Raw genomic sequence first — 21,804 nt, forward strand, 5'->3', positions numbered from 1 at the left:
GCGTATCTCGTCCAGCCGACACCGCCCGCCACGCGATCCGCCTGCTGGCAATATGACTCACTGTGAAGAGGTTTTCCCGGCGTGCCGTGCTGGCGGTTCTTGCCGTTCCGTTGGTCCCCGCGTGCACGTCGGAACCCGATGGCCCGCCACCGCCGGATCCCTTGGCAGCGTTGGCGGAACAGGCCCGCAAGGACGCCGCCGCGGCGACCGCGCTCGCCCAGTCGAACACCGATCTGGCGACAGCCGCAGGCACCGTTGCGAAGGCGCGAACCGCGCACGCGACCGCCCTGCAGGCCGAAGTGGACCGCGCGCGTCCACCCAAAGTCACAACCTCGGCCCCGCCGACCACATCGAGCGCGCCACCCGCGCCCGCAACGAAGGCGACGATGATCGAGGCGCTCAAGGCCGCGGAGAAGCAAACGGGCGAACTGGTCGCCACCGTGCCCCGGTATCGAGCCGGGCTGCTCGGCTCGGTCGCCGCCAGCTGCGCGAGCCTGCGGGAAGTGGTCGCATGACTCAGCCATCCGCGAAGGCCATCCCGGCGGATTCGATCGACGCCGTCCAGCAGGCCTTGGGCGCCGAGCACGCGGCGATCTGGACGTACGGCCTGGTCAGCGCCTTCCTGCCGAACTCGTTCAACAACGCGCTGAACGAGGGCGCGACCACGCACCGAGCCCGCCGCGACACCATCGAGCGGTCCCTGAACGCCAGCGACGTCGCACCAAAGACGGCTGAGGTGGCATACGTGCCACCGCAACCGGTGACCGATCAGGCCTCAAGCCTGGCGGTGCTGGCGATCGCGGAATCCGACGCGGCCGTGGCGTGGCGCTCGGTCCTTGAGCACACGGACGACGCTGACCTGCGTAAAACCGCACTGGAGGCGCTGACCAGCTCAGCCGTCCGTGGCACCAGGTGGCGTAAAGCAGGCGGCCAGAGCCCAGCGGCCACTGAAATGCCAGGTCAACCGTCGTGAGTGTTTTCGCCGGTTAGAACCGGCGAAAACACTCACGAGGTTTTTTTGAGCTGTTCGCCGAAGGCCAGGGCGTCGGTGCTGATTTCTTCGAGCTTGGCGTCGTCGCCCTTCTTGCTGCCGCCTTCGATGTCCGACTCGACGATGATCACGTCGTTGCCGCTGATCTTCGCGGCGAACGCGCCGTTGCCGAGCGACGCGAGCCCGGCGACCTTCACGCGCCCGTCCTTGACCAGGTCGTTGACGTTGCCGGTGCCGTTGGTCTCGGTCAGCTTCTTGAGTTCGGCGGCGTCGGCGGAGCTGGACATCCGGACGACCGCGACCGAGCTGAAGACCTTCTTGCCGTCGACGTTGGTCGTGTAGAGCTCACGGATCACCTCGGTGCACGGTTTCTTCTCGAAGAAGTCCTGCACCTTGGAGTACGACACGCGGGCGCAGTTGCTGTCGCGCACCGGTTCGGCCACCTGCTCGTGCTTGACGAACTTGAACTTCGTCGTCGGCTGCGGGGTGCTTGTCGACAGTGACGACGTGTCAGGGGCGTTGCCGCTCTGCTGGATCAGCCACCACAGCATGCCCGACACGACCGCTACGCCTACCAGGCCAAGCCCTTTGAGCACGTACTCGCGGGTCTTGTTGTTCCCTGGCTCCGGCGCACGTCGTTGCGGCGGAGCGGGGTGCGACGTCACCCGTGGGATGCGCGTCGTCTGGTCCGGGCTGTTGTACTGACCCGGGCGGTAAGGATCGGACACGAGAGGCACGGTACCTAGTCCATCAGTCCCGGAGTGCCGAGAGTACCGATTCGATATCTCCGGCGGTGTTGTACAGATGGCACGCAAGACGTGCTCGACCTGCGCGGACACTGGATTTCACGCCCACGGCGGCTAATTTCTCCGCCGCATGCGGGATGTCGAGCGACACGATCGCGGATCCCTGCGGTGCCAACCCGAGCGCGACCAGCAGGCCGTCGGCGAGGCCGACGCAGTGATCCCTGACCGCCTCGATGTCGAGTGATGCCAGCCACGGCACCACAACCGCGGCGGTGAGCTGCGAAAACCACACGGGCGAAAGGTCAAACCGGCGTGCGTCCGGCGCTAGTCGCAGCGGCAGTCCGTACGCCGTCGCGGCTGGATCTTCACCCGCGTACCAGTTGGCCGCGATGGGAATGGTGCGCTCAAAGGCTTCCGGCTTCACCGCCAGCCACGCGGCGCCGCGCGCCGACATCAGCCATTTGTAGCAAGCGCCGATAACCCAGTCGGCCCAATCCAGTTTCAAGGGCATCCAGCCCGCGGCCTGAGTGACGTCGAGCACGACGGCGGTTCCGGCGGCGGTCGCCGCGTCCCGTAACGCTTCGAGGTCGACAACCGCGCCGGTGGCCGACTGCACCACACTCACCGCGACAAGATCAAAACGGTCCACATAGGACGGCAGGTCGGCCAGTCCGACCTCGGTCACGGTGACCCCGCGATGTTCTTGCGAGGCAAAGGGAAACGTGACGCTGGTGAAGTCGCCTTCGGCCGCGAGCACCCGCGTCCCATCCGGAATGCTCGTCGCGACGAGACTCATCAACTGGGAAACGCTTGCCCCGGAAGCGACTGTGCTCTCCTCGACGCCGATCAGCGCGCCCCAGGCTTTTCGGGCAAGTCGTACGTCGGCGTCGAAATCGGCTGGGGTGTCCGCCCCGGACCGCCAGCGCCGGACGGCATCCGTCAGGCCATCGACAGCTACTTTCGGTGGAATCCCGATACTCGCCGTGTTCAAATACCCGGCAGGGACATCAAAGGACTGCCCGAATGCGATGCGCACGCATGCACGGTACCCGGCATGATCCCGGATATGTACAGCGAAGAATTTCAGCTCAGGACCGGATCACGCGAAGTCGTGCACGATCTGACCGAGTTGTGCGCCCGGTTTCTGTCCGATGCCGACGCTTCGGACGGGCTGTTGCACGTGTGGGTGCCGCATGCGACGGCCGGTCTCGCGGTGATCGAGACCGGCGCGGGCAGTGACGACGACCTGTTGACGGCGTTGGGTGACTTGTTGCCCAAGGACAACCGCTGGCAGCACCGGCACGGATCGCCGGGACACGGCCGGGATCACGTACTTCCGGCGTTTCTGCCGCCGTACGCGAGCGTGCCTGTCCTCGACGGCCGGATGGCCTTGGGCACGTGGCAGTCGGTGTGCCTAGTGGACACCAACGGCGACAACCCCGTTCGGACTGTTCGCCTCAGCTTCCTGGCGGGCTGACCCGGGCCAGAGGATCACGAGCAGCCCGACGACCGCCATCGAGCCGAGCACGATCAGGCCGGTGGTCACGTCGGGCGCGGAACCGGTGCCCTGCAACAGACTCCGCAGTCCTTCGGCCGAGAACCTGAAGGGCGTCCAAGACCACAGGACGTCACGGTAGAACGGGTGCAGCAGTTCAGGCACCTGACCGGCGACCGCGGGCGCGATCAGGTACAGCGGTGCCAGGATGGCCGCGGCCCTGATTCCCATCAGGCGCAGCAAAGCACCTTGCACGCCGGTGAAAGCGAGCGCGGCGAGCAGCATGTAGCCGAGCACGTCCCAGCCAAGCGGCAGACTGGAATCCCACAACAGCAGCAGAAGCGCGACCACGCCGACCGACAGCACGCTGGCAGCCAAGGGAAGCGTGATGCGTGTGCCGATGCCGGGCGTCTCACGCTTTTTCATGAACACGAACAGCAGGCCCGCGACCAGACCGGCGATCCAGATCAGCGCGCTGCCCGCGAGCGGTGCGACCCGGCCAGCCGTGCCCGCCGGATGCAACATGATCATGTGTGGCGGTTGCCCTTGACTCAACGCTGCCCCGGCACCGGCCAGAACCTGTTGCGCGACTTGCGTTCCACCGGGATTGATCGCGCCGGACAGCACGACCGTGACCGGGTTGCCGAGTTCGAGAACACCGTAGACCTCTTTGTCCTCAAGCAGTTGACGTCCTTCCGCTGCCGTCACAGCCCGCCACGCGACGTGTTCGCCGCCTTGTCTGGCTAACTGCTCGGCGACTTGAGGCGGTCCGGCCACAGCCAAGGGCACGTGGTCGGGGTTCACGGTTGCCTGCGCACCGAAGGTCAGCAGTCCGAGTACGGCCGCAACCAATGCGCCGATCAGGCTCGCGGCCAGTGCTTTCACGGTCATCGCCACGCCTTTCTCATCATGTGTTGAATTAAGCGTGAGCGTACGCCTCCATGACTCGATAAATCAGCTGTTGTTGAAATAAGGCCTGTTAAGCGTCACCGATCACGACGAGCTACCGTTCAGGTGTGGTTTTGCGACGGTCGACACGGCTCCTGGTGACCCTCAGCGTCGTCGCGGGCCTGCTCGTCGCCAGCGGAATCGCGGCCGCGGGCCTGCTCAGCCGTACCGAGGAACGTCCGGCCGAGTACTTCGACGAGCCAGCGGCCGCGGCGCCGCACGACACCTGGCAAACAGTGACCGACGCCACCGCGAAGGTGAGCTACGACGTCCCGCCGGACTGGGAACTCGCGGACGCCGAGGAGTCGCTCACCACATCCAACGGCGTCAAACTCGGCAACCTCGTCGACTGGGGCCGCTACACGTGCCAAGGCGCGGAATACGGCCGTGCGTTCGCCGCCAGCGGCCTCGCACAGCCCGACCGCAGGCCGAGCAAGGCCGCCGCCGAGCTGGCCGCGGCTGTCGCGGCCGATCAGTACAGCGACGGGCACCGGACCGCGGCCGTCAACATCGGTCGGCCACAACCACTTTCGATCGACGGCGTCCAAGGCGCGATGGTCCGTGCCGAGGCCACGTTGCCCGAGTCGACTGATCAGTGCACCGGCAGCAAGGGCACGGTCACCGTCGTCGCGGTGTCCACGCAGGCAGGCAATTCCGTGATCGTGCTTGCCGCGGACAGCGTGGCTGGTCCCGAGCAGCCCACTCCCCTCGCCGACACCGCGCGCCTTGACGCGATCATCAACAGCCTGCGGCTCGTGCCCTAGGAATCGTGCCTGGCCACGAGGGCGCGAAGCGCGGCCATCTCAGCGGCCAGCGCCCGCTTGCCCGCGTCGGTGATGCTCACCCAGGTCCGTGGGCGCCTGCCCTCGTACCCCTTCTCGATGTCGAGCAGGCCTGCGGTGTTCAACACGGTGATGTGCCGGGAGAGGTTGCCGCCGGTGAGCTCAAGCGCCTCTTTGAGATACCCGAACTCGACCCGTTTGGACTCGGCCGCGATCGTCAGGATGCCGAGCCGATGCCGTTGGTGGACAACATCGTTGAGGTCGTTTGTCGGGTGCTCGGTCATTCCGCGGCACGCCTTGACCGGACAAGCGCAATCACGCCGCCGATCATAAGCACCGCCGCAGGTGGCGCCGCGTCGAGCAACAGCTGCCACTCGTTGTCGAGGCCGAACAGCCTCCCGAGGCCGACCGTGTTCGCGTGCGTGATCGCCGCGCCGAACAGCACGGCGATTACGGCGAGCAGTGGACTGCGCTCCAGCCAAGCCAGCACGGCCAACGCGCCAGCGATGATCAGCAGCGGGACCAGCCCGCGCAGCAGGACGACCGCGATGGCCGACAACGCCAGCATCGCGAACACCGCCGCAACGATCATTCCGGCCATCCACAGCCGCTTCCACCGGACGCCGACCAAGGCGGCGGCGCCTGCCACGATCGCCGAGCCGATCATGATGGGCTCGAGAATGTCCGGCCTCGCGGAGAGCGAGATGTCCCAGTGGGTCCATGCGGTCAGTTCGAGAAACCGGCCACCGAACAGCAGCGCGAGCGGCACAGCGGCGGCGACAAGGCGATAACCGCCCATTCTTCCTTCGACCCCGACCATCACACCGCGCCTGCGGTACCACCACGCGGACGCCTCGATGCACAGGATCAGCCCGATCGTCCAGTACCACATGACCACCGAGTCGCCATCGCTCCAGATCGTCGACGACCCGGTGGCCACCAATGGGATCCCGTCATATCGAGCCGACAAGGCCCAGTAGCACAGCGGGGTGAGCAGGATCAGCACGGCGAACAACATCAGCGGGAACCAGTAGCCGCGCCGGTCCCTGCGGACCTTCCTGCGCAACTGACCCAGATCGCCGAGCAGTTCGGCCGCGCTGTCGCTCATGCGCCCTATCCTGCCCGATAGGCGTTGATGATGGTCTGCTCGACCGTACTGGAATTCCAGTCGGTTGCCTTGGCTCGCAAGGAGACCGTGCTCGCGCCGGGCGGGTACTCGATGATCGCGCCCGCGTTGCCGACGACCTTCGCGGGTTTCCACGTCGCGCCCTGGTCGAAGGAGACGTCCATCGTGAGGTGTTTCGCCAGCCGATCGATCTCGGTGTGCTGCGCGCGCAGGAACACCGGGACGATCGCGGGCTTGCCGTCGTTGCCGTCGAGCTTGGGCACGAACCTCATGGTCGACAACGGAAGCAGCCCGGTCTGCGCCGCGCTTGACCGGAACGTCCACGCGATGCTCACCTGCGTGCTGAGCGTGGCCATGGAGGCGCGGTTCGATGTCAGCTCGAGGCGGTACTCGCTGTCCTGCGGCGGGACATCGAAAAAGCCGCCACTGCCAATGTTGTTCTCGCCGACCTTGACGCCGTCCCGGTAGAGGACCGTACTTCCTTTGTCCTCTTTGGACCAACCGGCGTTGCCGAAGCCGTCGGAGTACATCCGGGCATAGCCCGCGATCTGGTCAGGACTCCGTACGACGCTTGGGGAAGGCAAGCCCGCGTTCGGCACCGCCGGACCCACGATGGCGTAGTTGAAGGGCCGCTCGTACGTCCCGGCCGGGTAGCGCTGCGGCCTGGCGATCACTGAGTGGTCGGTTTCCCACGGTGGCGGCGGTTCCTCGGCGGCCTCGACTTGGCGCAGCTCAGGAATCCAGTACGTGTCCGTGTTGTAGTACTCAGTTCGCTCGCTGGGTAACGGCACTTCCACGGCTATCGCGGATCCGCGGTCATCGTCGAGATCCGATGGTCCTGTCGCGGGTATGAGCGTGCGGTAGCCCATGGTGCCCTTCCGCGTGGCGCCGAATTTCGCGTGCACCTTGGCCAGTTCCCTGTGGCTCGGCGTGCGCCTGAACCCGTCGGGAAGGCCGTCGTTGAAATGCCAGGCCAGGGCGTAGAAGTCCGCGCCTTGCCACTGCGTGTTGATCCAGGCGGTGACGTCCTTGGTCCGCGGACCGAGGTGCGCGATGGCCACTCCGTCCAGGTTGTCCACGTCCATGCCGCCGAACGGAACGCTGATGTCACCAAACACCAACTTGGCCGTCGGGTCAGGAGCCTTGACCACCACGGGTTTCGCCACGCGGGCGTCGAGATCCAGACGGACGTCCTTGGTCATGTCCAGGTTCGGATACGTCAGCAGGTCCCGGCTTGCTGCACCGTTGATCGTGCTGACCAGCGCGTACTGACCCGGAAACAGCTTGATCGACCCCTCGACGACCGGGCTGACTTCGTAGGTCTCCTTGTTGACCACATAGGTGTCGTGTTGTTGAGCGGTCGTGCCGTCCCTCCCGATGTGATGCACCGTCAGCAAGACGGTGTCTTGGGCTAACGCCGGTGTCGCACTGCCCAGCAGCAGAAGGGCGGCAGCGAGCAGGGCTCTTCGCATTCTTGACCCCCAATATGCTTGCGATGCGGTTAAGTTTGCAATGCAAACTAGAGAGGTGTCAACGCTTGTCGGTAACCGGGAAGTTATGCGACATGCCGACGACGTCGCCCGATCGTGCCACTATGTATCGGTGGGTAACCGAACGCTCGTACTGTGGGACATCGACCTGACACTGGTTGACCTGAAAGGCATCGGCCGGGAGTGGTACTCCGCCGCGCTGGCAGGCGCACTCGGCCTCACCCTCTCGCACCTGCCCGCGTTCCCTGGCCGGACCGAACGGGCAATCACCCATGAACTGCTGTCCGCGCACGGCGCGCAGGCGACAGAGGACGAGATCCAGGCGATCTTCGCCCAGCTGATCGCGATCGCCGAATCCGAACGCCACCTGCTGCGCGAACGCGGCCGCGTACTGCCGGGCGTCTACGAGGTCATCGCGGAACTGGCCGCCCGCGAGGACGTGGTCCAGACGCTGGTGACCGGAAACCTGCCGGAGGTCTCGCACGTCAAGCTGGACCCATTCGGCCTGCTCGAACACATCGACCTGGAAATCGGCGGCTACGGCTCGCTGTCAGCGGAACGCAGCGACCTGGTCTCGGCGGCGATGGAACTGGCCGCCGCGAAACACGGCGGCTTCGCACCCGACTCGGTCGTCGTCATCGGCGACACACCCCACGACGTACAAGCAGCACTGCACCACGGAGCCGTGGCAATCGGCGTCGGTACAGGCAGACACAGCCTCACGTCTCTGCGTGAGGCCGGCGCGCACGCGGTGTTCCGTGACCTGTCCGACACTGAGAAAGTGCTTTCCGCAGTTCTTGACAGGCAGCTACAGCAGGGTCGCTAGTCTCAGTGCCGTGAGTGCTCCAGGTGGGGGATATCAAGGACTCGGCTACTACGACGAGCCACATCCCAAGAAGCCGACCGGCCTGATCGTGTCGGTGGTGATAGCGGCTGTCGTGGTGGTCGGTCTGGTGATGACGCTGCTGATCGTCAACCCGACGAACCCGGTAACGGGCTCGCCGCTCGCCATCGCCAACCCGACGCGGTCCACGTCCTCCCCGACCAGATCAGCGCCATCGAACAACCCACTGCAGCCCAAAGCGACGGGAGCCCCGAAAGTCGAAGGCTGGAAGGTGATAGCGGTCAACGACGGCAGAGAACTGGTCACCACCAAGGCCTACGACGTCCCGCCAGTGTGGGAACCCCTCACCTCGACAGCCTCCTTCGGCTCGGGGGACACCAGGTTCACGCTGTACACCCCAGCGATCTACATGCGAGGCATCTGCCCCGGAGCACCAAACACCTTCCGGTCGATCGCAGGCCTGTTGACCGTGAAGAACGAAGGAGACAACGCGGCACAGGCAGTGGCTGCGGCGCAACGAATCTCCGACGGGGCGTACGCGACCAAGTCAGGCGAAAAACCCAAGGTCACAATGGGTCAAGCGCAGCCAGTCGTGGTGGACAAAGACAAAAAGGCCCAAGCCGTCACCGCCAAGATGACGATCACTCCGGGCGCAGAGGACAAGTGCTCACCCAACGCGGCGACCGTGAGTGTCGTAGTGCTTGAGTCGAAGCCAACGGACAAGACAAGCGTGGTCATCGCGGCATTCGCGGATCAAGGAGTGGCCAACGCAACCCCGGAAGGCGACCTGCTCAAAATCGTAACCAGCCTCCACCCCGCCAACTAAAAAGACCCTCGTGAGTGGTTAGCCGTGTTCTAACACGGCTAACCACTCACGAGCTTCTAGCTGCGGACGAGCGCCGTCAGGTGCTCCACGATCTCGCCGACCGGTACCTCGACGCGCCCACCGCTAGCTCGGTCCTTCACCTCGACAACCCCGTTGGCGAGACCGCGACCGATAACCACGATCGTCGGCACGCCAATCAACTCGGCGTCGGCGAACTTGACCCCAGGCGAAGCCTTGCGGTCGTCCAGAAGCACAGTAACGCCAGCGGAATCCAACTCCCCAGCGAGCTTCTCGGCATATTCCCGAATGCTGTCGTCCTTACCCGCCATAACGACGTGCAGGTCGAACGGGCTGACATTCCGGGGCCAGATCAGCCCCTTCTCGTCGTGGTACTGCTCAGCGATCACGGCCACCGCACGCGAGACGCCAATCCCATACGAGCCCATGGTGATCCGGATCGGCTTCGAGTCCGGCCCAAGCGCATCCAACTGGAAAGCGTCCGCGTACTTGCGGCCCAGCTGGAAGATGTGCCCGATCTCGATACCCCGCGCGGCCACCAACGTGCCTTCGCCATCGGGCGCGGGGTCGCCCTCGCGAACCTCGGCAGCCTCAATCGTGCCATCCGGCGTGAAGTCCCTGCCGCACACCAAATCCACGACGTGGTGGTCAGCCTTGTCCGCACCCGTCACCCACGCGGTCCCACGGACAACCCGAGGATCAACCAGGTAACGAACCCCGTTCGCGGCCAGAGCCCCAGGGCCGATGTATCCCTTGACCAGGAAGGAGTTCGCGGCGAAGTCCTTCTCCTCCAACAGCGCGACCTCGGCAGGCTCCAGCGAGGCCTCGAGCCGCTTCATGTCGACCTCACGGTCGCCCGGAACACCGACACCAAGCAGGGTCCAGTCCGTCGAACCCGGCTGCCGCGTCTTCACCAGGACGTTCTTCAACGTGTCGGCGGCCGTGAACTCGCGGCCGAGGCCAGCGCCATTCAGGAAGTCGACGAGCGTCTCGATGGTCGGCGTGTTGGGCGTGTGGTGCACCTGCGCGTCCGGCTTGTCCTCAATGGACTGCTCGGCGGGCGCGGGGGTCACGACGGCCTCGACGTTCGCGGCGTAGTCCGATGCGGTGCTGCGGACGTACGTGTCCTCACCGGACGCGGCCACCGCGAGGAACTCCTCCGACGCCGAGCCGCCCATCGCGCCGGACGTCGCCTTGACGATCACGTACTCCATGCCGAGCCGGTCGAACGTCTTGATGTAGGCGTCGCGGTGCAGCTGGTACGAGCGCGCCAGGCCTTCGTCGTCCAGGTCGAAGGAGTAGGAGTCCTTCATCACGAACTCGCGGCCGCGCAGGATGCCCGCGCGGGGACGTGCCTCGTCGCGGTACTTGGTCTGGATTTGGTACAGGATGACCGGGTAGTCCTTGTACGAGCTGTACTCGCCCTTCACGGTCAGCGCGAAGAGCTCCTCGTGTGTCGGGCCGAGCAGGTAGTCCGCGCCCTTACGGTCCTTCAGGCGGAACAGGTTGGGGCCGTACTCGGTCCACCGGTTGGTCGCCTCGTAGGGCTCGCGGGGCAGCAGGGCGGGGAACTGGATCTCCTGTGCGCCCATCGCGTCCATCTCTTCACGCACGATGTTCTCGACGTTGCGGAACACGCGCATGCCCAGCGGCAGCCAGGAGTAACCGCCCGGGGCCACCCGGCGGACGTAGCCGGCGCGTACCAGCAGCTTGTGGCTAGGTACCTCGGCGTCCGCCGGATCCTCACGCAAGGTGCGCAGGAACAGCGACGACATCCTGGTGATCACGGCGTTCACTCCTCGTGGCGATAGTGCCAACGAGAGTAGTGAACGCCGCAGGCCCACTTCCAACCGGTTATATGACCCGCTCGTTACCGCCGTCGACCGGGATCTGCGCGCCGGTCGTGCAGCCGAAGGTCGCCGAGCACATCTCCGCGACCAATCTGCCGACTCCGGCGCTGGTCACCTCGGCTTTCAGCAGGTTGCGCCGCTTGTATTCATCGATCGGCACGCCGTAGTGCGCGGCCCGCTGTTCGAGCAGGTCCTTGGTCCACAGGCCGGTGTCGAAAACAGCGTCCGGATGGACCGTGTTCACGCGAATGCCGTCCGCCGCCCATTCCAGCGCGGCGACCCGGGCAAGTTGGGTCACGGCGGCTTTCGAGGCCGAATACGCGGCCGCGCCCGGTCCAGGGGCAGGCACGTTCTTGGAGGCGATCACGACAACCCGGCCGCCGTTGGGCGCCAGTTTCAAGAACGGGTGCACCTGGGTGAACAGCTCGGCGATCGCGTCGGTGTTCACGGCCATCGTCCGCCGCCAGGTCCGCTGATCAAGCTCGGCGATCGGCGTATTGCCAGTGAAGACACCGGCCGACGGGATCACCATGTCGATCCCGCCGAACCGCTCGACGCCCTGGGCAATCACCTGCTTGAGCGCTTCGGGGTCGGTCACATCCGCGCGCAGGCCAAGGTAGTCGGCCGCGCTGTCGGTTTCGGTCAGATCCAGTCCGATCACGCTGGCGCCCTTGGCTTTGAGCGCCTGCACGCACGCTTTGCCGATGCCCGACGCGGCGCCGGTGACCAGCGCGACCTCGCCGGTGAACTCCGCTGGCGCGCCGGCGAGCTTGAGTTTGGCCTGTTCGAGCTCCCAGTACTCGACCTCGAACAGGTCACGCTCCGGCAGTGCCTGGTACGTGCCGATCCGTTCAGCGTCCTCGATGATCCGGATCGTGTGCCGGTAGATGTCCCTGGCGATGTCCGCGTCCTTACAGATCTTGAAAGGCCAGGATTACGGCGGTTGTGGTTCGAGGTTCAGTCTGGTGTGGGCGAAGAACGCGTCGATCAGCCCGGGTCGGTACTGGATGCGTTTGAGTCGGTTCTTCACGATGGCGGTGAGCTGGTCGATGCCGTGCACGATGAGGTTTCCGAGGTTGCGTTTGACGTGGGACCACACGTGCTCGGTCGGGTTGAGGTCCGGGGCGTAGGGCGGGAGTTGGATCACGTGTAGCCAGTCGCGGGCCGCGACCAGTTTGCGCATCGCGTGACTGGTGTGCGTGTTGAGGTTGTCCCAGATCAACACGATCGGGGCGCCGAGCTGCTGGTGTGCGGCGTCCAGCAGGGCGGCGTAGTCGGTTTCGGCGAAGCTGCGCCGTTCCCCCTTGCGGCCGCGGTGGGTCCGGACACGGTAGATCAACCGGGGCCGGTGCCCGGGCCGGACGCATACCAGCCCGGCGACCGATACCCGGCCCGAACCCTTGCCCGACACCGGGATCTGTGGTGTCTGGCCCCGGCGGCCCCAGGTGCGGGCTTTCGGCGGGCGCAGCGTTTGCCCGGCCTCGTCCTCGAAACACAGCCAAGCACCTTGCTGCGCCGCTACCGTTTTCCCGCCGGCCATACCTCCCGCCGCCAGGTGGCGATCGCCTGCTCGTCGCGCTCGATCGCGCGGTGGGCGGGTACTTGTGGCGAGAACCCCATGCGGTGCAGCAGATACGACACCCCGCGCAGCGTGTAGCGGGTGTGAAACAGCCGGGCGATCAGATCGGCGACCCGAGCCAGGGTCCAGCGCTGATCCTCGCCGAACCCATGCACGGCTGGGCCTTGTTCCACAGCCTGGGCCAGCCTGTCCAGTCGTGGCTGGTCCAGCCGGCAGGACGATCCGCCCGGTCCCTTCGACGCCAGCCCTGCCTCACCCTCGGCACGCCATCGACGCCGCCAGGTATAGACCGCGTTGGTGGATACCCGCAGTCTGCGGGCGATCTCGGCGGCCGGCACGTCCTGGGCGAACCATTGGGCCGCCTGCAACCGGACAGCTTCGCGTGTGGCCCTGCCCCGCTCGGAAAGGCCACCTCCATCCGCGTACCTCATCCATCCCTGCGTAGATCATGAATCGATCAGGATCGAGGAGGACACGCCGCCCAAGGACAAGATCAACCCTGGCCTTTCATGATCTGTAGCGCGTTTGCCGATCGTGAGCATGCCCAGCTCCGGATCGAGGATCACCCTCGGCTCAGGGTCGAGCATCACCAGGCCGTCGGTCGCGTTGGCCGCGAAGTACTGCCGGTAGTCACGGCGGAAGGCGTCGATGTCCCGGCCGATCAGCGGCACCCGTTTGGTGCGAATGATGTGGTCAGGGGTGGCCGGGCCTCGTGTGGCCACGTCGGCGAGGTCATGCCGGTTGACGAAGGCCATCGTGGCTGGATCGCGGTGCCTGCTGACGATCATCGGGCCGATCTCCTTGCGGATCCTGGCGATCGTCAGCGGGTCCGCCGGGTTGGCCTCGGCTGTGGTCGTCTGCTGGCCGATGTACGCCTCAGCCTCGGTGACGAGCTGGATATGCCGGTCGTAGGCCTCTTTGGCGGTGTCGCCGAACGTGAACAGGCCGTGGTTCATCAGGACAACGCCGACAATGCCGTCCGTCAGCTGGTTCTGGAAGATCTCCGCGGCGACGCGGGCGAGTTTGAACCCGGGCATCACGTAGGGCACAACCACGACTTTGTCGCCGTAGACCGCTTTGACCAGCGGTTCGCGTTGGTTGGTCAACGTGATCACCGCGTCGGAATGGCTGTGCAGCACCGAGGTATGCGGCAACAGGACGTGCATCAGCGTTTCCACGCTGGGGTCCGGCGCTTTCGCGTCAAGCAAGGCACAGCGCAGCTCGTTCATCATCCGGCTGTCCGGGAGTTCTTCGAGCTGCACCAGTTGCCGCAGCCGGTCGAGGCGCAGTGGCGCGAAACCCGGCCGTTCAATGGTCGCCAGATCCCAGCCGCTTCCCTTGACGTACAGGACTTCCACCTGCTCGCCGGTGATGTCCTGGACGGTCACCTTGACCGACGTGTTGCCGCCGCCGTGCAGCACCAGGTGCGGCTCGGCACCCAGCAGCCGTGATGCCTGGACGCAGTCGTCGAGCGGGTCGGGATACGTTTCAGTCCAACGGTTTTCCATCGATGATCCGTTCATCCGTGACGATCGCGGTGACCAGGTCGGCCGGGGTGACGTCGAAGGCGTAGTTGAGGGCGGTACTGCCATCCGGCGTGTGTTCGCCGAGAATCTCGGCGGCATCCCGGATCTCGATCTCCACGGCCGAACCGTCCGGCGTGTCCGGATCGATCGTGGATTCCGGCGCGGCGACAAGGAAAGGAATGCCAGCCCGCTGCGCGGCGAGAGCGAGCGGATACGTCCCGATCTTGTTGACGACATCGCCATTGGCCGCGATCCGGTCCGCGCCGACGATCACCGCGTCAGCCAACCCCCTGGCGAGCACGGTCGCACCCGCGGAGTCGACAACGATTGTGTGGTCGATGCCCATCTGCTGTAGTTCCCACGCCGTCAACCGCGCGCCTTGCAGGAGCGGACGGGTCTCGTCGAGGTACACGTGGCCTATGGCGTCACGCTCTTGCAGTGCTCTGACAACGCCCAACGCGGTCCCCCACTCCACGCACGCGAGCGCTCCCGCGTTGCAGTGCGTGTGAACGTTGATGGGTTGTCCAAGGCGGTCGATCAACCACTGCGCGCCTCTTCGGCCAAGGTCGGCGTTGCGGCGGATGTCGTCTTCGAGGATGTGCTTGGCCTCGTCGACCATGGCTTCGACGCCCTGGTCAAGCTTGGCGAGGACCTTGCCGACTCCCCAGGACAGATTCACGGCCGTCGGCCTGGTCTTGCTGATCTTGTCGGCTTGGATTGGCACGTCATTGCCGTTTTTCGCGGCCAGCGCGACGCCAAGGGCGCCCGCGACACCGAGGGCAGGAGCACCTCTGACGGCCAAGCGTTTGATCGCATCGATGAGCTCGTCGACCGTGTCGATGTCGATGATCTTCAAGGTGCCGGGCAGCAAGGTCTGATCAATCAGGACAATTCGGTCATCACGCCAGTCAATCGTCCGCATGAGGTCCAGCTTTCCAGTTTCTCCACACGTTCGGCTTTGTCGCGCCGGTCATTTACGCACCGCAACACGCCCGACGCCGCCCCGACCACAGCGGAGAGCGGGCACTGAGCGGTGTCGGTTGCGTGGGGTGGGGTGAAAATGACCGGCTTTGGCGACAAAGCCCGTCCGAGCGGAGCGAGGACGATCCAAAACTGTCGGTGGGTGGGTCTAGCGTCGTCCTCATGCACCTCAAGATGATCACTATTGACTGCGCCGAGCCCCGTGACCTGGCAACTTTCTGGACCGCCGCCCTCAGGACCGAGGTCACCAGCGACTACGAAGGCCACTTCGTCATGCTGGCGCCGTGGGATCCCTCAGGCGTCGCGCTCGGCCTGCAGAAAGTCCCCGAAGAACGGACCGGCAAGAACCGGGTGCACATCGATCTGCACACCGACGATCGCCTCGCCGAGGTCGACCGCTTAGCGGGCCTGGGGGCGACCATCGTCGACGAGCAGAAAGTGCCCGGACTGTCATGGACTGTCCTGGCCGACCCGGCAGGCAACGTCTTCTGCGTAGCTGGAGAGGAGCACTAAGTAAACTTCCCGGCGTGCTCGTGCTGCTTCCGCCGTCGGAGACCAAGGCAGAGGGCGGTAGCGGCCCCTCACTCGACCTGACCAGGCTGTCGTTTCCCGAACTTGAGCCGGTCAGGGCGAAGTTGTTGGCCGCTCTTGTCGACCTCGCGCAGGATGTCCCCGCCAGCCTGGCCGCACTTGGCTTGTCGGAACGCCAGTCTGGCGAAGTCGCACGCAACGCGGCGTTACATTCTTCGCCGACAATGCCGTCGTTGTCGCGCTATACAGGCGTGCTCTACGACGCATTGGATGTCGCTGGCATGAAACCGGCGGAGCGTGGCCGTGCGTCCGAAAGGCTCGCTGTCGCGTCGGCTTTGTTCGGTTTGGTACGTGCGGATGATCATGTGCCCGCATACCGGCTTTCGGCGTCCAGTTCGGTTCCTGGCGTCGGTTCGCTCGGCGCGCTGTGGCGTCCGGCATTGGAGCCAGTTCTTGCCGGATTGGACGGCCTTGTCGTTGACATGCGTTCAGGGCCGTATGCCGGGCTGGCCAAGATCCCTGGCGCCATCACGGTCAAAGTGGTCAGTGAGGAAAAGGGCGGACGACGCTTGGCGGTGACCCACTTCAACAAGGCGCACAAGGGCAAACTGGCGCGCGCCCTGGCAACGACGACGTCGGAACCGGACTCCGTGGGCAAGGTGATTGCCGTTGCGGCCAAAGCGGATCTGCGCTTGGAGCAGACCGGGCCGACCGCGCTGGAGCTCGTGATCTGACGCAATCGGCAACGGAATAAAGTGGACGCGTAAAGTTCGCTACGTCACAGCGGGACTAATCGGTTCGAGGCCGTGGTTGTGCTTCAGGTAAGCTGATCAGTACTACCGCGGCAGACAGCCGCACAGCTCCCCCAATCCATTCGGCGCATCCGTGCGCCGGGCTCGTCCGGCTGGAAACACCTGCTCGGGACGTGCCAACTCCCGAGAGGTCTTCGTGTCACCGAAGTTCGACCAGCTGGGCCTGCTCCAGCCGTTGCTTGCCGCCCTGTCCGAGGCCGGCATCTCCGAGCCCTTCCCGATCCAGGCCGCGACCCTGCCAGACGCACTCGCGGGCAAAGACGTGCTCGGCCGCGCACAGACCGGTTCCGGCAAGACTCTTGCCTTCGGCCTCGCGCTGCTGACGCAACTCGACGGTGGCCGCGCCAAGCCGAAGCGGCCGCGCGCGCTCATCCTTGTCCCGACGCGAGAACTGGCCCTTCAGGTCAGTGACGCGCTTTCGCCACTTGCCCGCGCGCTCGGCCTGTGGTGCCGTGCCGCGGTCGGTGGAATGTCCTTCGTCAAGCAGGCCGAGGCGCTGCGCCGCGGTGTCGACTTGCTGATCGCCACGCCTGGCCGGTTGTCCGACCACGTGCGCCAGGGCACAGTCACCCTGCACGACATCCGGTACACGGCGATCGACGAAGCCGACCAGATGGCGGACATGGGTTTCCTGCCGCAGGTCCGCGAGATCATGGACCAGACCGACCCGACCGGCCAGCGGCTGCTGTTCTCCGCCACGCTTGACGGCGACGTCGACCAGCTCATCAAGCAGTACATGAAGAACCCGGTCACCCATTCGGTCGCGCCTGCGACGGCGAGCGTGACCACAATGGACCACCACGTCCTGCTGGTTTCCCGCGAGGACAAGCCGAACGTGGTCGCCGAGGTGGCTGCCCGCGAAGGCCGCACGATCATGTTCGTGCGCACCAAGCACCACGTCGACCGGCTCGCCACCCGTCTGCGCTCGATCGGCATCAACGCGGGCGCGCTGCACGGAGGCAAAGCCCAGGGTGCCCGCACCCGCGTGCTCGGCGAGTTCAAGGACGGCCACACCCCAGTCCTGATCGCGACCGACGTCGCCGCCCGCGGCATCCACGTCGACGACGTCAGCCTGGTCGTGCACGTCGACCCACCGGCCGACCCGAAGGACTACCTCCACCGCGCAGGTCGTACGGCGCGTGCGGGCCAGTCCGGCACCGTGGTCACCCTGATCACCCACGACCAGCGCCACAGTGTCCGCCGGATGACGGAGCGTGCAGGCGTACGCGCCAAGAACATCAAGGTCCGCCCCGGCGACACAGAGCTGATCCGCATCACCGGCGCCCGCGTGCCCAGCGGCGAGCCGGTCCCCGAGCGCGTGATCGAACCCCGCCGCCCGAAGGGCCCCCGTACCGGCGGCTTCAAGGGCAACGGAGGCGGTGGTCACCGAAAGTTCAACGGCGACCGCAAGTTCGGCGGCTCAGGTGAGCGCAAGTTCGGCGGAGAGCGGAAGTTCTCCGGCGAGCGCAAGCGTGACGGCGCAGGCCACAGCCAAGGCGGCTCCCGCCCCTTCCGCGGCAAGCGTGACGGCGGCCGCAGCTCCGGCCGCAAGGTCTCCGCGGAATAAGACAGCATCACCAAAAGGTGCCCTCGGCCTCGGCCGAGGGCATTTTTGTTTCACCTGAACGCCCGCAGATGAGTGCACCGGAGCTAAAGACGGCGCAAACAATGAGCATCTCACTGCAGACCCACAGCCCTGCGAAGTCGGCGACGAGAGCACGCCGGCATGCTTCTCATTGCTGCTGCTGAGGCAACGTCGAAGATCGATGGCATGGCGGCCGCATGGCTTCCCTCGCCACTGCGAGATCATCAGGACAGGCAGCAGCAACAGACCTCGGCAACGCCTAACCAAGCAGCAGTCCCCGGGCAACGCCCACCCAAGCACCAGCAGACCCCGGCAGCATCGAACCAAGCACCTCCGACAGGATCGAACGAAACTGTCAGACCCCTGCGGTAACGTAAAAATCGGGGGTCCCCCTGGGGAATTGCTGTTGCAGTCAAGGCTGCCCGTCGCAGGGGCCTTCGCGTACGCGGACGAAACTGTCGTACCCCACTGGTAACGTGAAAATTGGGGGTTCCCCTGGGGGAATTGTTGGCGCGGGAGAGGCTGCGCGGAGGTCTGCCCGCTCGTTGGTCAGCCTGGTTCGGACAAGCCTGCGACTGGGCCGAAAACGATGATCGCGGGTGGGCGGATGCCTGCCTCGCGTACTTCTTCGGCCACTTTGTCCAATGTGGACCGGACGACGCGCTGGTTGCGGGTGGTTCCCTCCTGGATCACCGCGGCGGGCGTGTCCGCGGGGCGGCCGCCTGCCAGCAGTGCCGCGGCGAACTCGCCGATTCGCTCGACCCCCATCAGCAGCACGATTGTTCCGCGCAGCCTGGCAAGTGCCGACCAGTCCACAAGGGACAGTTCGGAGCCTGGGGCGACATGGCCGGAGACGACGACGACTTCGTGCGCTACTCCGCGATGGGTGACCGGCACGCCTGCGGCTGCCGGGGCGGCGAACGCCGAAGTCACGCCGGGCACGACCGTGACCGGAACCCCGGCCTTCGCGCACGCGATCAGTTCTTCGAAGCCACGGCCGAACACATAAGGGTCGCCGCCCTTCAGACGCACCACGAATTTCCCGGCCAGCGCGTTCTCGATCAACGTCTGGTTGATCACGTCCTGGCTTGCCGCGCGGCCGTAAGGGATCTTGGCAGCGTCGACAACCTCGACACTCGGCGGCAGGTCGTCCAAGAGCTCACGCGGCGCAAGCCGGTCTGCCACAACGACATCCGCGCGGGACAGCAACCGGCGGCCGCGGACGGTGATCAGGTCAGGATCTCCAGGGCCGCCGCCAACCAAAGCAACGCCCGGCAGTTCCGAAGCAGACGGACGCGCCTCGATACGACCCGAGCGCAGTGCCTCAAGGAGCTCATCGCGTACGGCCCCAGAGCGGCGGTACTCACCGCCAGCGAGCACACCGACCAACAGACCGTCGTGATCCCCCACCGCTGGCGTGACGGCGCTGCCCTCGGTACCCGCGTCAGCACGGACGCAGAAGACACGAGCCTCCTCAGCCTCCGCAGAGACCGCTGCGTTGACGGCTGCGTCGGATGCACAACTCACCACGTACCAGGCGCCTGTGAGGTCGCCGTGCTGGTATGTCCGCTGGTGCCAGGTGATTTCGCCGTTGTCTGCCATGGCTTGGACGGCGGGGGTTGCCTCTGGGGCGACCACCTCCACCTGTGCGCCTGCGGACACTAGGCGGGGCAGGCGTCGTTGCGCGACTGTTCCCGCACCGACGACGACAACCCGGCGACCGGCCAAGGAGAGACCGGCCAGGTAATGGGGCTCGTTGTGCATGACGGACAGCATGCCTGCTCACCTGGATGACTCGCGTCACCACGCCCATCGAATTCGTCACATCCACCCGCTAATGTCCCCGAGGTGAGCGACGACTTCGACACACGCACGCTGCAGCTCAAGGGCGGCGTCATCGCGACTCTGGTGCGGGTGCCTGCCGTGGGTGAGACGCGCGGCGCGATCCTCTACGTGCACGGGTTCGCCGACTACTTCTTCCAGCGGCACGTCGCCGAGCACTTCACCGCGCAGGGGTACGACTTCTACGCGGTCGACCTGCGCTACTACGGTCGCTCACTGCGCGACGGCGACACGCCGAACTTCGCTCTCGACCTGGGCATTCATTACGAGGAGCTGGACGCAGCCGCCAAGCTGATCCGTGAGGACGGGCACGAGCGGTTCACGGTCATGGCGCACTCGACTGGCGGCTTGATCACGCCGCTGTGGCTGGACGCGCGCAAGGACCTCTCGGTCGACGCACTCGTGCTCAACAGTCCGTGGTTCGAGCTTGCTGAGCCGTGGATCGCGCGCACGGTCGGCACCGTGCTGATCAAGGCGCTCGGCCGCTATCTGCCGAAGCTCGTGCTGCGTCCTGGGCTTGGCGGGGTGTATGGCGAGAGCATCAACAAGGCCCACCATGGCGAGTGGGAGTACGACCTCAAGATGAAGCCGATCAACGCCTTCCCTGTCCTGATGGGCTGGCTGCGGGCGATCCGGATCGGGCACGCCAAGCTCCAGGCCGGGCTCGACGTCCGTGTGCCTGTCCTCGTGCTGCACTCGAGCCGCAGCCTGCTGCGCACCAAGGCGTGGACGCCTGCCGCGATGACCGCTGACACCGTCCTCGACGTCGCTGACATGGTCAAATACGCACCCAAACTCGGCCGTGACGTCACGGTTGTGGAGATTGCAGACGGTCTACACGACTTGTTCCTGTCCGCCGAGGCCGTTCGGACGAAAGCGCTGACCGAAGTTGACAGCTGGCTCGCCCGAAAGTCGTCATAACTGATCACTTTCGGTACACAAGTGGTCGATTAGATAATCTCGGCGCATGTTCGCCGCCGAACGCCGCCAGGTCATCCTGGAGCTCGTCAGGTCCAACGGAGCCGTGTCGCTGCGTGAGCTCGCACGCATCGTCAAAACGAGCGAGGTGACGGTCCGCCGCGATCTACGGCAACTTGAAGCCGAGGGCATGCTGGCGCGACGGCACGGCGGCGCCGTCGCCAACGATCGGACGGCCTACGAGCCCAGCTACAGCGAGAAAACCGGGGTTGCCAGCGAGGAGAAGGCGGCGATCGCGGACCTGGCTGCCGAGCTCGTGTCGCCGGGCGACGCGATCGTCATCGGCGCCGGAACGACCACGCTCGCGTTGGCCAAGCGCTTGGCACGGCTGTCCGAGTTAACAGTGGTCACGAACTCGCTCCTGGCCGCGCAAGCGTTTGCGAGGTCGCCGGGGATCGAGGTGATGGTCACTGACGGCCTGATGCGTGGCTCGATTCACGCCTTGGTCGGCAGCGCGGCCGAGAGCAGTGTCGCGAACTTGCGTGTACGGCGTGCATTCCTGTCCGGCAACGGGCTTACGGCGGCCCGCGGTATGTCCACTCCGAACTCCGCCGTGGCCGCGATCGACCGCGCGCTGGCGGCCACCGCGGGCGAAGTCGTCGCCCTGGTGGACAACACCAAGGTGGGCGTCGACACGATGGTCCAGACCGTGCCAGCGAGCGGCATCAGTCATGTCGTGACAGACGCGGGCGCGAACCCGGAAGAGCTTGCGGCACTACGGTCCTTGGGGTTGGCAGTCCACATTGCCCAATAGCGTAATAGGAAACAAAACAGTGTCCCGATGACCGATTTCCTGCCCTGAATCGATCAGTTTCGATCGTGATGCCACAGCTCTTGACGATTGGTCTGGATGC

At 65.6% G+C, this 21,804-nt stretch carries 24 protein-coding genes and 1 pseudogene; 11 read left to right on the plus strand and 14 right to left on the minus strand.

What is annotated here, in order from left to right; translation table 11 throughout:
* Positions 1-62: 62 nt before the first annotated feature.
* Both LWC34_RS33060 and LWC34_RS33065 read left to right on the plus strand, forming a co-directional pair.
* Positions 63-515 carry a hypothetical protein gene (locus LWC34_RS33060; RefSeq protein ID WP_233729204.1) on the plus strand — a complete coding sequence of 151 codons (453 nt, stop codon included), beginning with the start codon at positions 63-65 and terminating at the stop codon, positions 513-515.
* On the plus strand, positions 512-973 hold the full coding sequence (locus tag LWC34_RS33065) for a ferritin-like domain-containing protein (RefSeq protein WP_233729205.1): 462 nt from the start codon (positions 512-514) through the stop codon (positions 971-973). The genes LWC34_RS33060 and LWC34_RS33065 overlap by 4 nt, the downstream gene beginning before the upstream one ends.
* A gap of 32 nt (positions 974-1,005) precedes the next feature.
* On the opposite strand, the gene LWC34_RS33070 is transcribed toward LWC34_RS33065, so the two are convergent.
* Together LWC34_RS33070 and LWC34_RS33075 are read right to left on the minus strand one after the other, a co-directional pair.
* On the minus strand, positions 1,006-1,719 hold the full coding sequence (locus LWC34_RS33070) for a hypothetical protein (protein WP_233729206.1): 714 nt from the start codon (positions 1,717-1,719) through the stop codon (positions 1,006-1,008).
* A gap of 22 nt (positions 1,720-1,741) precedes the next feature.
* A complete protein-coding gene (locus LWC34_RS33075) occupies positions 1,742-2,773 on the minus strand; it encodes an aminotransferase class V-fold PLP-dependent enzyme (RefSeq protein ID WP_233729207.1) in 1,032 nt (343 codons plus the stop codon).
* A 30-nt stretch (positions 2,774-2,803) separates the two neighbouring features.
* Here LWC34_RS33075 and LWC34_RS33080 point away from each other — a divergent pair, with 30 nt between their 5' ends.
* Entirely contained in the window at positions 2,804-3,214 is a 411-nt protein-coding gene (locus tag LWC34_RS33080) for a secondary thiamine-phosphate synthase enzyme YjbQ (protein ID WP_233730919.1), read from the plus strand.
* Here the strand turns inward: LWC34_RS33080 and LWC34_RS33085 are convergent.
* Entirely contained in the window at positions 3,152-4,123 is a 972-nt protein-coding gene (locus LWC34_RS33085) for a YhgE/Pip domain-containing protein (RefSeq protein ID WP_233729208.1), read from the minus strand. The genes LWC34_RS33080 and LWC34_RS33085 overlap by 63 nt on opposite strands.
* Before the next feature lie 125 nt (positions 4,124-4,248).
* On the opposite strand from LWC34_RS33085, the gene LWC34_RS33090 reads away from it, so the two are divergent.
* The gene (locus LWC34_RS33090; protein WP_233729209.1) at positions 4,249-4,944 is read left to right on the plus strand and encodes a DUF8017 domain-containing protein; all 696 of its coding nucleotides are present in this window, start codon (positions 4,249-4,251) and stop codon (positions 4,942-4,944) included.
* On the opposite strand, the gene LWC34_RS33095 is transcribed toward LWC34_RS33090, so the two are convergent.
* Genes LWC34_RS33095 through LWC34_RS33105 form a run of 3 tightly spaced genes read right to left on the minus strand, consistent with a single transcriptional unit; the run spans position 4,941 to position 7,560 of the window.
* A complete protein-coding gene (locus LWC34_RS33095) occupies positions 4,941-5,246 on the minus strand; it encodes a transcriptional regulator (protein ID WP_233729210.1) in 306 nt (101 codons plus the stop codon). The genes LWC34_RS33090 and LWC34_RS33095 overlap by 4 nt on opposite strands.
* Complete coding sequence (locus LWC34_RS33100) at positions 5,243-6,070, minus strand: hypothetical protein (protein ID WP_233729211.1); 828 nt, start codon at positions 6,068-6,070, stop codon at positions 5,243-5,245. The genes LWC34_RS33095 and LWC34_RS33100 overlap by 4 nt, the downstream gene beginning before the upstream one ends.
* Positions 6,071-6,075: 5 nt before the next feature.
* Positions 6,076-7,560, minus strand: a complete 1,485-nt coding sequence (locus LWC34_RS33105; protein ID WP_233729212.1) for a hypothetical protein — start codon at positions 7,558-7,560, stop codon at positions 6,076-6,078.
* A 130-nt stretch (positions 7,561-7,690) separates the two neighbouring features.
* Between LWC34_RS33105 and LWC34_RS33110 the strand changes: the two genes are divergently transcribed.
* Together LWC34_RS33110 and LWC34_RS33115 are read left to right on the plus strand one after the other, a co-directional pair.
* A complete protein-coding gene (locus LWC34_RS33110) occupies positions 7,691-8,404 on the plus strand; it encodes an HAD family hydrolase (RefSeq protein WP_233729213.1) in 714 nt (237 codons plus the stop codon).
* Positions 8,405-8,414: 10 nt separating this feature from the next.
* Positions 8,415-9,248, plus strand: a complete 834-nt coding sequence (locus LWC34_RS33115) for a DUF8017 domain-containing protein (RefSeq protein WP_233729214.1) — start codon at positions 8,415-8,417, stop codon at positions 9,246-9,248.
* A 56-nt stretch (positions 9,249-9,304) separates the two neighbouring features.
* Here the strand turns inward: LWC34_RS33115 and LWC34_RS33120 are convergent, their stop codons facing one another.
* From LWC34_RS33120 to mtnA, 7 genes and pseudogenes are all read right to left on the minus strand, one after another.
* A complete protein-coding gene (locus LWC34_RS33120; RefSeq protein WP_233729215.1) occupies positions 9,305-11,053 on the minus strand; it encodes a proline--tRNA ligase in 1,749 nt (582 codons plus the stop codon).
* Positions 11,054-11,120: 67 nt separating this feature from the next.
* Positions 11,121-11,807, minus strand: coding sequence for an SDR family oxidoreductase (locus LWC34_RS33125; RefSeq protein WP_233729216.1), 687 nt, complete (start codon positions 11,805-11,807; stop codon positions 11,121-11,123).
* Between the two features lie 141 nt (positions 11,808-11,948).
* A pseudogene (locus LWC34_RS59415) lies at positions 11,949-12,035 on the minus strand (hypothetical protein); the annotation flags it as partial.
* A 15-nt stretch (positions 12,036-12,050) separates the two neighbouring features.
* Positions 12,051-12,656 (minus strand): IS630 family transposase, encoded by a 606-nt coding sequence (locus LWC34_RS33135; protein WP_233724349.1) that lies wholly within the window; start codon positions 12,654-12,656, stop codon positions 12,051-12,053.
* On the minus strand, positions 12,635-13,126 hold the full coding sequence (locus LWC34_RS33140; RefSeq protein ID WP_233723037.1) for a winged helix-turn-helix domain-containing protein: 492 nt from the start codon (positions 13,124-13,126) through the stop codon (positions 12,635-12,637). Before LWC34_RS33140 ends, LWC34_RS33135 begins: the two co-directional genes overlap by 22 nt.
* Before the next feature lie 15 nt (positions 13,127-13,141).
* Entirely contained in the window at positions 13,142-14,203 is a 1,062-nt protein-coding gene (locus tag LWC34_RS33145; protein WP_233729218.1) for a class II aldolase/adducin family protein, read from the minus strand.
* The gene (gene mtnA, locus LWC34_RS33150) at positions 14,184-15,143 is read right to left on the minus strand and encodes an S-methyl-5-thioribose-1-phosphate isomerase (RefSeq protein ID WP_233729219.1); all 960 of its coding nucleotides are present in this window, start codon (positions 15,141-15,143) and stop codon (positions 14,184-14,186) included. The genes LWC34_RS33145 and mtnA overlap by 20 nt, the downstream gene beginning before the upstream one ends.
* A gap of 221 nt (positions 15,144-15,364) precedes the next feature.
* On the opposite strand from mtnA, the gene LWC34_RS33155 reads away from it, so the two are divergent.
* From LWC34_RS33155 to LWC34_RS33165, 3 genes are all read left to right on the plus strand, one after another.
* Entirely contained in the window at positions 15,365-15,715 is a 351-nt protein-coding gene (locus LWC34_RS33155) for a VOC family protein (RefSeq protein ID WP_233729220.1), read from the plus strand.
* 14 nt (positions 15,716-15,729) lie between these two features.
* The gene (gene yaaA / locus LWC34_RS33160) at positions 15,730-16,467 is read left to right on the plus strand and encodes a peroxide stress protein YaaA (RefSeq protein ID WP_233729221.1); all 738 of its coding nucleotides are present in this window, start codon (positions 15,730-15,732) and stop codon (positions 16,465-16,467) included.
* A 151-nt stretch (positions 16,468-16,618) separates the two neighbouring features.
* Positions 16,619-18,112 carry a DEAD/DEAH box helicase gene (locus tag LWC34_RS33165; RefSeq protein ID WP_372496676.1) on the plus strand — a complete coding sequence of 498 codons (1,494 nt, stop codon included), beginning with the start codon at positions 16,619-16,621 and terminating at the stop codon, positions 18,110-18,112.
* A 567-nt stretch (positions 18,113-18,679) separates the two neighbouring features.
* Here LWC34_RS33165 and cobA read toward each other — a convergent pair.
* Complete coding sequence (cobA, locus tag LWC34_RS33170) at positions 18,680-19,894, minus strand: uroporphyrinogen-III C-methyltransferase (RefSeq protein WP_233729223.1); 1,215 nt, start codon at positions 19,892-19,894, stop codon at positions 18,680-18,682.
* Between the two features lie 84 nt (positions 19,895-19,978).
* Between cobA and LWC34_RS33175 the strand changes: the two genes are divergently transcribed.
* Positions 19,979-20,893: an alpha/beta hydrolase gene (locus LWC34_RS33175; RefSeq protein ID WP_233729224.1), complete on the plus strand. Its 915-nt coding sequence runs from the start codon at positions 19,979-19,981 to the stop codon at positions 20,891-20,893.
* Positions 20,894-20,939: 46 nt separating this feature from the next.
* Positions 20,940-21,704, plus strand: coding sequence for a DeoR/GlpR family DNA-binding transcription regulator (locus tag LWC34_RS33180; RefSeq protein WP_233729225.1), 765 nt, complete (start codon positions 20,940-20,942; stop codon positions 21,702-21,704).
* Positions 21,705-21,804: the final 100 nt, after the last annotated feature.

Source organism: Kibdelosporangium philippinense (assembly GCF_021390435.2).
Lineage (GTDB): Bacteria > Actinomycetota > Actinomycetes > Mycobacteriales > Pseudonocardiaceae > Kibdelosporangium > Kibdelosporangium philippinense.

Coding starts and splice junctions, on each gene's coding strand:
- LWC34_RS33100 (WP_233729211.1), bottom strand. CDS start 6,070: ATGAGCGACAGCGCGGCCGAACTGCTCGGCGATCTGGGTCAGTTGCGC.
- LWC34_RS33145 (WP_233729218.1), bottom strand. CDS start 14,203: ATGGAAAACCGTTGGACTGAAACGTATCCCGACCCGCTCGACGACTGC.
- cobA (WP_233729223.1), bottom strand. CDS start 19,894: ATGCACAACGAGCCCCATTACCTGGCCGGTCTCTCCTTGGCCGGTCGC.
- LWC34_RS33155 (WP_233729220.1), top strand. CDS start 15,365: ATGCACCTCAAGATGATCACTATTGACTGCGCCGAGCCCCGTGACCTG.
- LWC34_RS33065 (WP_233729205.1), top strand. CDS start 512: ATGACTCAGCCATCCGCGAAGGCCATCCCGGCGGATTCGATCGACGCC.
- mtnA (WP_233729219.1), bottom strand. CDS start 15,143: ATGCGGACGATTGACTGGCGTGATGACCGAATTGTCCTGATTGATCAG.
- LWC34_RS33080 (WP_233730919.1), top strand. CDS start 2,804: ATGTACAGCGAAGAATTTCAGCTCAGGACCGGATCACGCGAAGTCGTG.
- LWC34_RS33085 (WP_233729208.1), bottom strand. CDS start 4,123: ATGACCGTGAAAGCACTGGCCGCGAGCCTGATCGGCGCATTGGTTGCG.
- LWC34_RS33105 (WP_233729212.1), bottom strand. CDS start 7,560: ATGCGAAGAGCCCTGCTCGCTGCCGCCCTTCTGCTGCTGGGCAGTGCG.
- LWC34_RS33135 (WP_233724349.1), bottom strand. CDS start 12,656: ATGGCCGGCGGGAAAACGGTAGCGGCGCAGCAAGGTGCTTGGCTGTGT.
- LWC34_RS33140 (WP_233723037.1), bottom strand. CDS start 13,126: ATGAGGTACGCGGATGGAGGTGGCCTTTCCGAGCGGGGCAGGGCCACA.
- LWC34_RS33095 (WP_233729210.1), bottom strand. CDS start 5,246: ATGACCGAGCACCCGACAAACGACCTCAACGATGTTGTCCACCAACGG.
- LWC34_RS33180 (WP_233729225.1), top strand. CDS start 20,940: ATGTTCGCCGCCGAACGCCGCCAGGTCATCCTGGAGCTCGTCAGGTCC.